This is a genomic window from Streptococcus parasanguinis, assembly GCF_964238605.1.
In the GTDB taxonomy this organism is placed as follows: Bacteria; Bacillota; Bacilli; order Lactobacillales; family Streptococcaceae; genus Streptococcus; species Streptococcus parasanguinis_AJ.
In genome coordinates this window covers 323,547-337,725 of record NZ_CAXSMM010000001.1, presented here as the reverse complement: position 1 = coordinate 337,725, position 14,179 = coordinate 323,547, and the positions used below count along the sequence as shown (strand labels likewise).

The 14,179-nt window shown below is 43.2% G+C and carries 10 protein-coding genes; 7 read left to right on the top strand and 3 right to left on the bottom strand.

Annotation, left to right across the window (positions count from 1 at the left end):
* Positions 1–96: 96 nt before the first annotated feature.
* Positions 97–1,578 (bottom strand): alpha-amylase, encoded by a 1,482-nt coding sequence (locus ACESR9_RS01690; RefSeq protein WP_223141787.1) that lies wholly within the window; start codon positions 1,576–1,578, stop codon positions 97–99.
* 172 nt (positions 1,579–1,750) lie between these two features.
* Between ACESR9_RS01690 and ACESR9_RS01685 the strand changes: the two genes are divergently transcribed.
* From ACESR9_RS01685 to ACESR9_RS01670, 4 genes are read left to right on the top strand one after another with little or no spacing between them, the layout of a single operon-like run.
* Positions 1,751–4,861, top strand: a complete 3,111-nt coding sequence (locus tag ACESR9_RS01685; RefSeq protein WP_373105174.1) for a CocE/NonD family hydrolase — start codon at positions 1,751–1,753, stop codon at positions 4,859–4,861.
* 22 nt (positions 4,862–4,883) lie between these two features.
* Positions 4,884–6,515, top strand: a complete 1,632-nt coding sequence (locus tag ACESR9_RS01680; protein WP_373105171.1) for a M20/M25/M40 family metallo-hydrolase — start codon at positions 4,884–4,886, stop codon at positions 6,513–6,515.
* Positions 6,516–6,554: 39 nt separating this feature from the next.
* Positions 6,555–7,298 (top strand): ABC transporter ATP-binding protein, encoded by a 744-nt coding sequence (locus tag ACESR9_RS01675; protein ID WP_014713507.1) that lies wholly within the window; start codon positions 6,555–6,557, stop codon positions 7,296–7,298.
* A complete protein-coding gene (locus tag ACESR9_RS01670) occupies positions 7,288–8,934 on the top strand; it encodes a hypothetical protein (RefSeq protein ID WP_373105169.1) in 1,647 nt (548 codons plus the stop codon). The genes ACESR9_RS01675 and ACESR9_RS01670 overlap by 11 nt, the downstream gene beginning before the upstream one ends.
* A gap of 195 nt (positions 8,935–9,129) precedes the next feature.
* On the opposite strand, the gene ACESR9_RS01665 is transcribed toward ACESR9_RS01670, so the two are convergent.
* The gene (locus ACESR9_RS01665; protein WP_373105166.1) at positions 9,130–9,972 is read right to left on the bottom strand and encodes a DegV family protein; all 843 of its coding nucleotides are present in this window, start codon (positions 9,970–9,972) and stop codon (positions 9,130–9,132) included.
* 129 nt (positions 9,973–10,101) lie between these two features.
* Here ACESR9_RS01665 and ACESR9_RS01660 point away from each other — a divergent pair, with 129 nt between their 5' ends.
* The 3 genes from ACESR9_RS01660 to ACESR9_RS01650 all read left to right on the top strand — a co-directional run bounded on the left by ACESR9_RS01660 (position 10,102) and on the right by ACESR9_RS01650 (position 13,078).
* Positions 10,102–10,671, top strand: a complete 570-nt coding sequence (locus ACESR9_RS01660) for a TetR/AcrR family transcriptional regulator (protein WP_037599347.1) — start codon at positions 10,102–10,104, stop codon at positions 10,669–10,671.
* A gap of 515 nt (positions 10,672–11,186) precedes the next feature.
* Positions 11,187–12,173, top strand: coding sequence for a hypothetical protein (locus ACESR9_RS01655; RefSeq protein WP_373105163.1), 987 nt, complete (start codon positions 11,187–11,189; stop codon positions 12,171–12,173).
* A 62-nt stretch (positions 12,174–12,235) separates the two neighbouring features.
* A complete protein-coding gene (locus ACESR9_RS01650) occupies positions 12,236–13,078 on the top strand; it encodes a CPBP family intramembrane glutamic endopeptidase (RefSeq protein WP_254732368.1) in 843 nt (280 codons plus the stop codon).
* A 126-nt stretch (positions 13,079–13,204) separates the two neighbouring features.
* On the opposite strand, the gene ACESR9_RS01645 is transcribed toward ACESR9_RS01650, so the two are convergent.
* Positions 13,205–14,083, bottom strand: a complete 879-nt coding sequence (locus ACESR9_RS01645; protein ID WP_070587266.1) for a polysaccharide deacetylase family protein — start codon at positions 14,081–14,083, stop codon at positions 13,205–13,207.
* Between the last annotated feature and the right edge of the window lie 96 nt (positions 14,084–14,179).

Below are 14,179 nucleotides of genomic sequence, written 5' to 3'. Positions count from 1 at the left end.
ATAGTGCTAAAATGAAGCTGTATTTCCTATAAAATTTTTACAGGAAAAAATTCTCCTAGGAAGGTGTAGATCCTAGGAGAAAATTACATATAAAGGTTATTGCCCCTCTGTATCTTGGGCTACCCAGACACTGACGGAACGTTCTGCCACTGGGAATTCAGCAGTACCGTCTTCTTGGACTTGGACGGTTTCGCTACAATTTTCTAGTACATCATAGTAGGTGAGGCCTGCGTAGGATGAGCCGATCTCCATGACTTTTGTAGCAGCTTGGTTATTGGAAATCAAGCAGGCGATTGGTGCTGATTCTTCTGAACCTGAACGTGTCCAACCGATGCAATTAGGATCATCGAAGTAGTCCGTTTCTTCCCCATAGGCCAGATCTTTACGAACCCATAAGAGTCGATCGAGGACCCCTTGGAAACTTTCTTGCGCAAATTGGCCCTCGATACCGTAGTAGTCTCCATAGAAGACACAAGGCAAACCAGCTTCACGAAGTAAGATCAAGGCATAGGCTGCAGGCTTAAACCATTCTTGGATGGTAGATTCCAAGGCTTGCCCTCGTTGGGTATCATGGTTGTCCACAAAGGTTACGGCCTGTTCAGGATGATTGAGTGCTAGTGTTCCGTCAAAAATAGTTCGAAGGTCGAAATTTTCACCTTCTTGACTAGCTCGGAAGAGATTTTGGTGGAGGGCCACATCGATCAAGTCGTATAAGTAGTCAATGCTTTCCAAGTACTCATCGTTGGTTTCTGTGTCCCCATTCCAAAATTCACCAAAGACGTAGAAATCTTCACCATATTTTTTGGTGATATTGTGGATGAAATTCTTCATAAAGAAGGAGTCAATGTGTTTGACTGCATCCAGACGGAATCCCTCAACCCCTGTTGTTTCGATAAACCATTCAGCCCATTGGTCGAGATTTTCTACAACCTCGGGATGTTTGAAATCGATATCGGCGTACATGAGGTAATCGTAGTTTCCGTTTTCCTTGTCAACCAGATCTCCATGGGCCCAACCTTTGTTGTCCCCTTGGATTTGGTAGATCCCACTTTTATTACGTGAAGCATCGTAGTCCGTACCGGTGAAATGGTACCAATGCCAGTGGAAGTCATTATAGGCGCCATTTCGGCCATCAAAGGTGAATTTGGTCCATCCTTGAATGGTGAAAGGTTCGGTAAGGATCTTGTTTCGATCCATCGGATCGACCTCAACGACCTCGAATTCTTCTAAACCATCTGCAGCAGCTTTGTGGTTAAGAACGACATCGGCCATTGGTTGAATCCCTGCATCTTTGAGGGCTTGAATGGCTTGAAGATAATCGTCTTTGAAACCGTATTTGGTACGAACCGTTCCTTTTTGATCGAACTCGCCCAAATCAAAGAGGTCATAGACTCCGTACCCAACGTCATTGTTAGATGTAGCTTTAAAGGCAGGTGGCATCCAGACTTTACGAATACCCAAGTCTGCTAAGTGTTGCGCATCTTCAGCAAGACGCGTCCAGTGGTTCCCATCAGCGGGCAAATACCACTCAAAATATTGCATTAAGGTTTGATTTTCCATTTTTATTTCTTCTTTCATGTGAATGTTCCTATTTTACCAAAAATAGTTGGATGCGACAAACTTTTGCGCTGGAAGCAAGCCCTTTCTAGAAAAGAAATCGCATACATGAAAGAAATGAAGTGAGAATATAACATAATAGAGTCGGGCCCCGCTAGGACTGACTTTGAAAATGGTGAAAGGAGACCATTTTATGAAAAAAACAACTCTTGTTTCTCTACTCGTTGCAGGTTTACTGATTAGTCCTGCTGTACTCGCCCAGCATGTGCAAGCAGACCAAGTAAGTAGCACAACTACTGAGGAGACGGTGACTCCTTCTACGGCAAGTCCTGAAGTTACTGAAACAGTGACCTCAACACAAGGAGACACTAAAGAAATCGTACAGCCTGAAAAAGTGGAAGAGGTTTCAGAAACTAACAGACCAACCACTTCGCCAACCGCTCCGACAACTACTCCGACGACTGAGCCACATGAAGAACCTGCGTCAAGTCCAGCGGTAGTGAGCGCCCCAACTGTTGAGCCCACTCTAACCAATCAGCCAAGCCCTGCGCCTGCGACACCTACAGTTGGCAGTCAAGAGGTGAGCGCGACTCCAAAAGTAACCAAAGGAGACTTGGCTAAAATTACGGGTGCAACTGTACCCGACCAGGATCATGAAAAAGAAGTCACTGTGACGGAGGCAGTCAATCAACTATTGAACTGGGCTTCGACTAAGGAAAATCAAGTCGGATCTACTGATAAAGACCGATTAGCTTTTGCTAAGAGCCTAGGGATGGTCAAGGAAGGAGTGGAAGGTTCTGCTCCGGTTACTAATCTCACTTCGATGGTTGATGTAGCCAAACAGCTCCGTGCCGCTTACCGCGCGGATAAGAAGACTCCTCTCTTTTTGAATGGCAAAGCACAACCTATTTTCCCATTTACGCCAGGAGACGATCCGGAGCATTACTCCTATGACAAGAGTGACATCGTGCGCTATATTGTCTATGTTGAGACCGATTATGACACGGATGGAGACGGCAAGCCTGACTTGGTCAAGACTTTTGTGCAGGTGCCAAAAGCTGCTGTCAATGGGGACTATAAGGCAGCCAGCATCTTTGAAGCCAGCCCTTATGTAACAGGAACGACAGAAGAGCGTACCTTAGAGGCAATTGGTCTCAAAGAAGGTGGAAACTTCGATATGGCCAAGCTCTATGAAAAACCTGCTAAACGCCAAGCAACCAAGACTGTTACGACAGAAGAAGTAGCCAAAGCGACCGATCCAAAGGATTGGTACTATGTCAATCCGCGTGAAAGCTCTGAAGATTATACACATTATGATTATGAAAATCTTAACTGGTACAATTATTTCTTAGTTCGTGGTTATGCAGTGGTGACCAGCAGTGGTTTGGGCTCAAAAGGATCAGACGGGATCAATACGACCGGCTCTGACCTTGAAGTCGCTGCTTATAAAAATATCGTTGAATGGCTCAATGGTAAACGCAAAGCTTACTCTGATAAGACTAGCAACCAGGAAGTTAAGGCGGACTGGTCCAACGGAAACGTCGCTATGACTGGTTTATCTTGGGCAGGTACGACAACATTTGGTGTAGCGTCTACTGGAGTGGAAGGTCTCAAGACCATTGTGCCAGCTGCAGGGATTGCTAGTTGGTACGACCATTTCAACAGCCAAGGATCTCCTCTTGATACCGGAGCTTCCAATGACCTATCTTGGCTATCTGTCTATACTTCAGGCCGAATCCTTGATAAGGAAGATTGGGACAAGGTCAAGGATTACTATGCAGCCTATATCACCAAGCTCAATGAGCTCCAACACAAGGATGGTCATAATTATAACGAAGAATATGCCAAACGCGACTACACGCTTAACGCAGCTAACTTGAAAGCAGCCCCTCTCATTATTCAAGGGCTCAATGATGACAATGTAAAACCCAAACATTTTGAACTCATGTTAGAAGCCTATAAGAAGGCGGGAATCGATGCCAAGGTCTTGCTCCACCAGGGCAATCACATCTATCCATCTACGCGTTGGTCAGGGACAGAAGTCGCAGGCCAAGCCTTTAATGACCTGATGAATCTCTGGTATAGCCATTACCTCTACGGTATTGAAAATGGGATTGAAAACCTTCCACAAGTAACAGCTCAGGACAATCTAGATCCAAGTAAATGGCGTCGTTTTGATAAATGGGATACCAGCAATGCTATTTCTGCTCGTATCTACTCCAAACGGGAGGATGTGACTGTAACTGGTGATTACTATGGTACAGGAAATAACTGGACTACACGTAACCAAGATGCGGCCTTCCATTCCTCAGAAGTAGCGGCTTCCTATGCAGCACCTGTCGACCAAGATGTCACCATCAAAGGCCATATTCCTGTGCATTTTAGCGCTGCATTTGTCAAGGGAGACAAAAACCATGCGCATGTCAGTGCGACCCTGATGGATGTTTCAGACGAAGACTTTGATGTGGTCAAAGAAGAAATTACCTATGACAAAGACGGTTACAGCACACGCACATTAGACAAAGAAACCATCGATGAGACAGGCTACTGGAATGGTAGCAATCTTGAAACCTTGCCTCTCAAACGTTACAAGACCCACAAGGTTAAGAGTGTGGTAATTGCGCGTGGTTGGATGAATCTGGCCAATCCAGCATCTCGCTATGACTCAGCAAGTTCTAGTCATTCTATTGATCTGAAAGAAAATGAATTTCATGATTACACCATGTATCTGCAACCAAATCTCTATACAGTGAAAAAAGGTCATCGACTGGTTTTGAGTTTGCACACCTATGATCCAGATTACATCTATTTTGCAGATCCTTATGAAGTGACCTTCAAGACAGATTCTATTTCTGCAACGATTCCAATCGTAGAAGACAGTCGGTCTCTCTTGTTCCGTTATCAACCGAGTGAAAAAGATACAGAGTATGCCACATTAGCAGATCGGATCCTACCAATTGCAACCATTCATCCAAAAGTAGATCCTGAACAAGACCCAAGTCCAGTAGATCAAGCAGAAAAACCAATTGTTCCAAGTAATCCAATGACGCCAACTAATCCAGCTACTTCTGAAATTCCTCAAAAACCAAGCCAAGGTCGGGATCTGATGGACTTCCGTAAGGGACAAAAAGAAGAAACTGCACAAGAATTGGCTCAAAGAGCTGATAAAGATAAGATCGAAGTGACAAGCCAACCAAGCCTTCCAAAAACAGGTCAAGCAACAAGCCCTTGGACTCTCTTTGGCTTCCTAGGGCTCATGCTCACTAGCCTTTTGTCACTTGGCAAAGCTCACAAAGATGAATAATAGAAAAAAAGGATGGAGAAAAGTGAAAACCACCAATAGAGAGAGCATCGAAACGATTTTTACCGAAGCCTTGGCAATTCCAAGCTTTACCAACACGGAGACCGAGCAAGGGATCGAAGCCTACCTGGATCAACGGATTGCCCAGATCCCTTATTTCAAGGAACATCCGGACCATTTTGGGCGCTATCAGGTGCCACAGGATCACTTGCATCGGTCGGTCAATTGGGCCTTGGTTGATAAGGGCAAGAAAAAAACAGCTATCCTTTTCCACCACCATGATACAGTCGATCTAGAAGACTATGGAAATTTGGCAGAAATCGCGCTCGATTCTGATCAAGTAGCAGAAGCCTTGAAAACACTAGATAGGCGACCAGATATGCAGGAAGATTTAGCTTCTGGGGAGTGGAAATTTGGCAGAGGGTCTTGCGATATGAAAGCAGCCCTAGCCCTTCAATTGGGGGTTCTGGAATCCTATGCTGCAGACCTCACAGAAGGTCAGGTCAACCTGCTCTATCTCTCTGTTGGAGATGAGGAATCCTATTCACGTGGAATGCGGGGAGCTTTGGGCCTCCTCACAGATTTACAGGAAAAGTTTGATCTGAATTATGTATTGGCAGTGGATTCAGAGCCCTTTGAATCAGAGGTAGGAAAAGAAAAGGTCCTTCACATCGGCACAGTCGGCAAACTCATGCCGGTCGTTGTGGCGCAAGGCGTTTTGTCCCATATGAAGGAGCCTCTTAAAGGGATCAATGCCTTGTCCCTCTTAGTAGCCATTGCAAGCCAGCTGGATCTTCATCCCGATCTGGCAGATCAGGCCTTGGGAGAAACGTCTCCCCTTCCTTCTTGGTCCTATCTCAGAGATTTGAAGGAGCAGTATGATGTATCGACTGTGCTCTATGCGGCTGGTTATTTCAGTGTGTTGCATTTGAAGAAAACACCCCAAGAGCTCTTGCAACGTATCTATGAGCTTAGTCAGGAGGCTTTGGACGCCTTTTACAAGAAGTACGAGAACTTGCAGGATCAGGCAGGCCAAGACCACATTATTGCAAGGCCAAGAGTCATCACCTATCAAGAACTAGAGGAACGTTGCAAAGCCTTAGAGGGCTACCAAGACTTTAGAGAAGCTTCTAATAAAAAAGCGGAGCAAGATTTTCGTAATGGGACCAGCTACCAGAGCCTTGCGATTCAGCAAATCCAGCGACTCCTTGAGTTTCTCGGAGATAAGGATCCTATGGTGGTCATCGGTTTTGCGCCCCCATATTATCCTTCCATGAATTGTCGCTTTTTAGACAATACCGATTTCAATATCGTGTCCCTCATCACTGATTACCGCGAGTATCTGGACACAAGAGGTTACCTCTTAAAAGTCGAAGAATACTTTATGGGGATTAACGACACCAGTTATTGTGCCTTGGAAAAGGATGTGGCCTCTTATCAAGTCGTCTTGGATAGCCTAGCCACACCAGCCCAGGTCTATGATCTGGATCTGAAAAAAATTGCTCAAATTCAGGTTCCAGCAGTTAATCTAGGACCATGGGGCAAAGAATTGCACAAGCGAGGAGAGCGGGTCTACAAAGAAGACTTTTTGGAGACCATTCCAAACTATTTACTAGAATTGCTCTACCATTTCGATGATCGCTTATCAACAGAATAAGAAAAAACGGTCCCAATGAGGATCAATTAGGGAGTTAACATGATTACATTTCACGGAGTTACCAAAGATTACGATGGGCACATTGCCCTTAACCACTTGGATCTGACCATCGAGGATGGGCAAATTGTCGGCCTGATTGGCCACAACGGAGCTGGAAAGTCAACGACGATTAAGAGCCTGGTCAGTGTCATCACCCCAACCACTGGATCAATTGAAGTGGATGGTCAGGACCTCTATAGCCATCGGCTGGCGATCAAAAAGAAGATCGGTTATGTGGCAGATTCGCCAGATCTTTTCTTGCGTCTCACAGCCAATGAATTCTGGGAGTTGGTTGCGACCTCTTATGACATGAGTCAGAAAGACTGTGATCAACGCTTGGAAGAGCTTCTTACGATCTTTGATTTTCAGAGCCACCGCTATGAAGTGATTGAATCCTTTTCACATGGGATGCGCCAGAAGGTCTTCGTTATTGCAGCGCTCTTATCCGATCCAGATATCTGGGTCTTGGACGAACCGATGACCGGATTGGACCCGCAGGCTTCTTACGATTTAAAACAAATGATGCGTCAACATGCGGATCGCGGAAAGACCGTTATTTTCTCTACCCACGTCTTAGAAGTGGCTGAACAACTCTGTGATAAAATTGCTATTCTGAAAAAGGGAAATCTCATTTTCTATGGGACGATCGAGGAATTGAAGGGACAACATCCAGAACAAAGCCTGGAAAGTATCTATCTCAGTTTAGCGGGTCGGAAGGAAGAAGGTGGCGATCATGCGTCTTAAGATCATCCAGCAGCTGGTCAATGTTAATATCATCTATGCCAGTCAGCCAGCTCAGATCGCAAAATTACGTGCCAAACAGGCCAAAAAACCGGACGTCAAACTCAATGTCGCCCGCAAATCGGTGCTCAACTACCTCTTTTTAGGATTGGTCTATTTCCTCATATTTGGCTTGCTCTTTAGCATCTATGATTTTGTCCATCAACCAGCCTTCTTTGTCAATATGGTGGCCCTCTTTTCCTTGATGACTATTTCCCAAGGCTTTATGAGTTTTTACAATGTCTTTTATGAAAGCAAGGACCTCCAGTTTTACCGGCCCTATGCCTTCTCAGATGCGGAAGTCATTGCTGGAAAGAGTATCTCGGTCATCCTGACCCTTCTCATGGCTATCCTTCCCTTGGTCAGCTATTTTCTGATCCTGCCTGTCCAAGCAGGCGGCTTCAATCCGTTAGGGATCCTGCTAGGCCTCTTTTGTGCCTTAATTCTCTTAGGCGTTCTCTTTTTAGCGACGATCATCCTATCCCATCTGATCACTAAGACCCTCTTTTTCAAAAAACACACGACCCTGGTCTCCAACATCATGGTCGGAATCGGCTCCCTCCTCAGTCTAGGCGCTTATCTTTATCTAAATCTAGTCCAAACTCACCGGGTAGAGATGTCAGGTGGAGCGGATATTCCCATTCTTTTTCCGCCTTTTGTTGCCTTTCATCAGTTTATCCTCCATCCTTTTGAGGGAGGAGCGATCCTTGGCGTTTTGGGCTGGATCGCGGTGCTATTGGTCTTGATCGGCCTGGTTCGTAAACTTGTGATCCCGCAGTTTTATGATGCAGCCCTTGCGGTTTCGACCAACCAAACCGTCAAAGAGCGCGTGAGAGCGATCCATGTGGGTCAGAAAGACTCTTTTAGACGATTTGTCATTCAGTATCATTGCAGACTCTTGAGCGATGGAACCCTTATGGTGCAAGTTCTCTTGATGATGAGCATTCTGCCATATATTTTTCTCCTCAGTGGAGCAGCAGGAGCATCGAAGAATATAGGCGGCCTCAGTCCTTACTTGACACCCCAGTATCTGGTGCCACTGGCCCTTGTTGCCTTCTTGATCGGTGTTTTCAATAGTTTTGGAGGTTTGACCAGTATCGGTATTTCGCTGGAGCGTGAAAACTTTGAGTACTTGAGATCGCTCCCTATTGATTTCAAGCGCTATCTCTTTATGAAGTTTTGGTTGCTCTATTTGGTGCAATCCATCCTTCCGGACCTTCTTTTGCTTGGCGTTTGTCTCTATTTTGGCGTGCATCCCTTGGCCATCCTTGCCATGTTGCTGATCTGGATTGTGACCACCATTCCGTTCTGCATTATAGACTATGTCAAAGATTTTCAAAATTTTAGCACCAATTGGACCAATATCACGGAGTTAATGACCCGTCATCGTGGGAATGCAGCCCTTCAGTCCATTCTCTTGATTGTCTTTCTCTTTGTGATGTTTCTCTTGATTATTGTCAGCTTCATTTGGACTTACCATTCCGTCAGCACTCTGCTGGCTGTGATCCTTTATAGTGTCCTGCTGCTAGTCGGAGTAGCAATCAGTTCTACCATCTACCGCAAAAAAATCCGCACTCTCTACCAAGAGATCGGAGAATAAAAAGAGAGAGTGGGACAGAAATCGGTCATTCGTTAGAATTCGATTTCGTCGTCTCACCTCCGCACAGTTGAGTAGGGCTGTAAAAGCTGATGAAATCAGCGTAGTAGAGCCCACTCAACCACTGCGTCTTGATCGACAATCCAAAAACAATAAAGAGGCTAGGACTTTTGTCCCAGCCTCCTTTTTAGTGGTAACTTAAATCTCATATCCCATAAGGAGTCCGCCTTCTTCAGCATAGAAACTACAAAGTCCAGAAGTAGGGAGGACTTCGATCATTGCATGGGCGAATTTCTCACGAACCAATTCAGAGAATTGCTCGATAAATTTTTCATTGTTGCGGTGGGCGATGGTAATATGTCCGCCCTTATAACCCGCCTTGATTAGTTCATCAAAAGCAGCCTTGATAGCTTTCTTTTGTCCCCGTGCTTTTTGAAGCAACTCAAGTGTCCCCGTCTTACTAGCTTCTCCGACCATCCGGATATTGAGGAGTCCGACAACAGTCCCGATCAATTTGCTGAGACGCCCATTTTTGACCAGATTATCGACCTTAGCCAAAACAAAGAGCAACTTGGTTTTAGACTGATAAGTAGTGATCACATCAACCACTTGATCAAAATCGAGACCTTCAGCGACCAACTGGTTGAGCTTGCGAACGATTAGGTCCACCTCGCCCCCAGCTGACAAGCTATTAATGACGTGAATATTGGTATTCGGATGCTCTTCCAGATAAATTTTCTTGGCCACCTCGGCACTATTGTAACTACCAGAAAGGGTCCCTGTGATGGTAACAACGAAGATATTATCCGCCCCTTCAAAAGACTTCATGTAATCATCCGGACTTGGGCAGGCAGACTTAGATGCAGTCGCAGTCGCATACATCTCCTCCATCATCTGATCGATATTGAGTTGGGCATCATCTGTATAGATGGTCTCGCCCACTTGGATGGTCAGTGGGACACTGACAAACTCCGTATCTGGTGCCAGGTTGTCCAAAGAGCGGTAGTCACAGCCTGAATCCGCAATAATTTTCCATTTCATCAGTTCATACCTCATAATTGTATAAAAATGTACATTGACAAGTAGTTTGTCTTCTTTTACAATTATATCATGAAGTACCATGCTATCCAAGCAGATAACATCAGGTGAGACAGATAGAAAGTAAATGTTATGGCAGAAAGAAAAATATCCGAGAAATCCTTGGAAAATCTCAAACGATTTAACCAAGAAAACAATGCGATTACACGAGAATCCATCGAAATCTCTCTCCTGCAACTATTGGAGAAAAAAGATCTGAAAAAGATCACCATCTCTGAGCTGGTTCAGCGTGCTGGGGTCTCTCGCGCGGCCTTTTACCGCAATTATGGATCAAAAGAAGAGATTCTTGAGTCTATCTTTCAATCTAGTATCGCAAAAATTACCAAGTCTTTAGATGGCTACAACCTCAAGACAGATCTCTACCAAGTCTGGGTCTATCTTTTTAAGGAAGTTAAGAAAGAAGCTAAGATTATCAGCCTGGCCATTGATTACAATTTTGAACGGCTCTTGACCAAGGCAGTCTATGACTTTTTAGAAAAACGAAATGGCAGCTCATCAAATGGCGCTGGCAGCTACCTCAATTCTTTCTGGAGCTCAGCCATTGTCTCTGTCATCTCTAAGTGGATCAAGGATGGCATGAAGATCCCAGCTGAAAAAATCGCTACGTTAGGCCTACCCCTCTTTCCACAAAAGAAGAAGTAAGAACCACCGAGAGGTGTCAAATTCAAGATAAACTTCTCTTAGAAACTTTCCTTAGGTGAAGACGGACGTCAGCGAACTTCGAAGAAGTTCCATGACTAATTATTGAGCCCCTTCGCTCTTTAATTTCTGGGCTCAGGCTAAAACAGTTTCCCAAACTGTTTTACTCTCAATAATTCCGAGTGCCTGAAACGTTATTGTTTCAGGTACTTTTCTCACAGCGGAAAGTTTCAGTGTATGTTTGAATGAGCCACATAGTATAGTTTATTTTATTTCCTTTGGCATCACTTAGATTGTTTTATGAAAAAAAGTTTATTTATATACTAACCACCAAGAGGTGGTTTTTTTCTTGTATTTATTTTTAACTAGTGAGGAAGTTGAATAAGCCGCAAAATTTCGGTATCATGGTAGGAGTTAACTTTTAGAATTAAACCATTAAGTGGGACTTTTAAGTGACTTATTTTTAAGACAGAGCAAACAAATACCAAATAACAACATACTAATAACTAAGGAGATTTATGGTTACAGATTATAAAGAACTAAGAAGGCGTTACAATATTCCGGTGATAGTCATGCTGCTTATTCTAGCTCTACCATTTTTATATGCAGTGCAAGTGACCCAAAGTAAAAGGATCGCGACCATTTGTTTTTTGATTTACTTATCATTTGAGCTGGTTCTAGTTATCATTAAAGATACTCTTTTAATTAAGAAGTTGAATAGTCTTATCTATAAGGACATAAATCTTGACTTGATGGCAAGCTATATTCTGAACCAAAAAAGAAAGAGTATCAAAACTATTAAAGCGCGTGTACAGGTTGCCACTATTTTCTATTTCTATAGGATTGGTGACTTTGGATCCATTGAAGCAGTTGTAGACGAACTCAAAAAGATTCAAAAGTTTACAGATGTTGAACAAGTAAAATTAAACGAAATTCTATTGAATGCAAACCTATTTTCTAGACCTGATTTGAAGGAAGATGAGTTTGATGAATTGCTCTCTGACTATTTAGCAGTTTATGACAAGATGGCATACAGCGCTCGTTATGATATACTGGTCAAAAAAGAGCCCAATGATGCCGTTCTAAAGGAAGTGACGAACAACAAGTTCTCACAATTGGAATCTATGTACCTAAGGGCAGTCAATGAGTACCTCAAAGGGAATAGAGATAGGGCAATGGAGCTATTTCGTACCATTGCGAAAGAAGATGAGAGATTGTATCTAGTCCGAATGGCTCAGTCCTATCTAGATAGTGAAAACTCAGGAGAAAAGAGTGTTTCACTTGATGAAAGACAAGAAGAAGTCACCTTGAAATTATTGCGAATGAAGCTGATAGAAGTCAAACCAGCTAAATCAACTAAATCCACAAAAGGACTTGCTTTTTTCAAAGGTTGGAAAATCGCTTTACTGTTAATCCCGCCGTTTTTATTGTATGCGATGGTTTTAGTTGTAATAGCCGTCGTCAAAAAAATAGGGTCATTCGTTCTCTCGAAATTTGAAAAATAGATAATTGGACTGAGTAAAATATTGAAATGAACTTTTATAAAAGACTCATTTGAAAGGAAGATATGCTAAATAGACTATTGAAAACCCCCATTTTAAGTTGTTCAATTATATTTGTTATCTGCTCAGCAGCAAGGCTATTCGAATACTTCTATATGAGGACAGATGAAACTTTTTTATCGGAGAATTTTCTACATAAGCTTTTTGGAATACTTTTATTGTGGGGAATTCTTTCAATTAGCAAATTAAGATGGATAGATATTGGTTTTACACCTAATGGAATTATAAGAGGTATAGGAAATGGCCTGCTTTTTGGCTTAGTATGCTCCATCTTTGCATATTCAGTTGAGTGTATTGTTCTCTTGTTTCTTCATGGCAATGTTCACTTATCATTTTATGCGAGTGGTTTCTCTTTAACTGATGAAAAAGGAACACAAGCAGGCATCTTATTTATCTTGTTAAGTGTCTTATTTAACCTGATAAACGTGTGGATGGAAGAAGGAGTTTTTCGTGGCCTTTTCACAAAAATTCTTGAAGGGATTTCTTACCGCAAGAGTCTATTCTTTATAGCCTTCCTATTTGGAATATGGCATTTGGCAATGCCCTTAAGAGATTATCTTCAAGAAGAATCGTCACTCTTAAATCTTATTGTTATGGGAATTGGCTATGTTATCCTAGCGGGAATGATGAGTATCAAATGGTCTTTACTTTACAAAATGACAGGTTCCTTGTGGCTAGGACTAGGAGATCATCTTTTCAACAATCTTGCTTCAAATCTGGTTCATGTTGTCTCAAATTCTGAATCAGATAGCTTGCAGATAGTGAGAATTATTCTTTGGCAGTTGTTGTCATTTGCAATTGTTTTGAGCATTTATAAAAGAAAGTCGAAGGCTATAGCGAATCAATAATGAAGCTCTTTTAAGAATTTTTGAATCCTATTACATTTTATGAATCAACGATTAAAAAATTTTTTATAAGGAACTCTAACAAAAAGCCCCTGTCTGAAAACGATGATTTCAGACAGGGGGCTTTCTTTATTCTTGGATCATGGCTAGGAGGTCCTCTCCTGTAGTGGTTGGAAGGATCCGGACTCGTTTGAGGGAATAGAGTCCATCAGCGGAGCTGGCTAGTCCATTTTTAGTGGTGAGGCCAAGTTTGTAGTCAGCTTTCTTGGCTTGGTCGATCGTGACCTGGCTGTAGCGACCAGATGGGTAGACGATAACGCTAGTATTTTGATCCAGCACCTTATCCAGCAGGCGTTTAGAAGCGACCAGCTCATTCTTTTGGGTCTCAAGACTGGAATTGGCTAGGTCTGGATGATTGACCGTATGGCTTTCAAAGGTCAAGCCAGCACTTTTCATCTCTTTGATTTGGTCAAAGGTCAGGACATTTTCTTTTTCCTTTTGGGTAAAGTCCGTGATGATATTGTTAGTGGCGGTCATCTTGTACTTCTTAAGAAGCGGATAGACGATGGTATAGAAATCCTCGACGCCATCATCAAAGGTCAACCAGACATATTTCTTTCCTTTTGGCACTTCATTTTTTGCGAGGATCCGATAGGCTTCCTCAGGTGTCAGGGTGTAATAACCCGCTTTTTTCAGGGCCTTTAGTTGGCTTTCAAAGGTTTCTGGATCGACAATCAGATTGGCATTAGCAGCTTCGGACTCAGCCATATTGTGCACGGAGTGGTACATGAGGATGGGCAGTTTGACCGGCTTTTTCACTCGGGTCCACTCGATAGAGGAGCTACCTTCCTCGAGAGAACGCGTTACGGCAGTGCCACTGGTATTCCCGTCACTCGGCTGAGTGATCCGTTTGATCAGAAGAAAGCTACAAATAAAGATACAGACTAGGAGGAGGGCATTGATTCCAAGTAGGGCTTTGATTTTTTTAGGTACTCTTCGTTTACTCATAGTGTCACCGTTTTCATTATTTTCTTTATTGTACCACAAATTCTATGTTCTTTTCCAGAACTTGCTACAGGAAGATCCTGTCATGAAAATTCAGAA

What these genes read in the sequence shown, in the direction of transcription:
- ACESR9_RS01690 (WP_223141787.1), bottom strand. Translation starts at nt 1,578, where the DNA reads ATGAAAGAAGAAATAAAAATGGAAAATCAAACCTTAATGCAATATTTT.
- ACESR9_RS01685 (WP_373105174.1), top strand. Translation starts at nt 1,751, where the DNA reads ATGAAAAAAACAACTCTTGTTTCTCTACTCGTTGCAGGTTTACTGATT.
- ACESR9_RS01675 (WP_014713507.1), top strand. Translation starts at nt 6,555, where the DNA reads ATGATTACATTTCACGGAGTTACCAAAGATTACGATGGGCACATTGCC.
- ACESR9_RS01670 (WP_373105169.1), top strand. Translation starts at nt 7,288, where the DNA reads ATGCGTCTTAAGATCATCCAGCAGCTGGTCAATGTTAATATCATCTAT.
- ACESR9_RS01665 (WP_373105166.1), bottom strand. Translation starts at nt 9,972, where the DNA reads ATGAAATGGAAAATTATTGCGGATTCAGGCTGTGACTACCGCTCTTTG.
- ACESR9_RS01660 (WP_037599347.1), top strand. Translation starts at nt 10,102, where the DNA reads ATGGCAGAAAGAAAAATATCCGAGAAATCCTTGGAAAATCTCAAACGA.
- ACESR9_RS01655 (WP_373105163.1), top strand. Translation starts at nt 11,187, where the DNA reads ATGGTTACAGATTATAAAGAACTAAGAAGGCGTTACAATATTCCGGTG.
- ACESR9_RS01650 (WP_254732368.1), top strand. Translation starts at nt 12,236, where the DNA reads ATGCTAAATAGACTATTGAAAACCCCCATTTTAAGTTGTTCAATTATA.
- ACESR9_RS01645 (WP_070587266.1), bottom strand. Translation starts at nt 14,083, where the DNA reads ATGAGTAAACGAAGAGTACCTAAAAAAATCAAAGCCCTACTTGGAATC.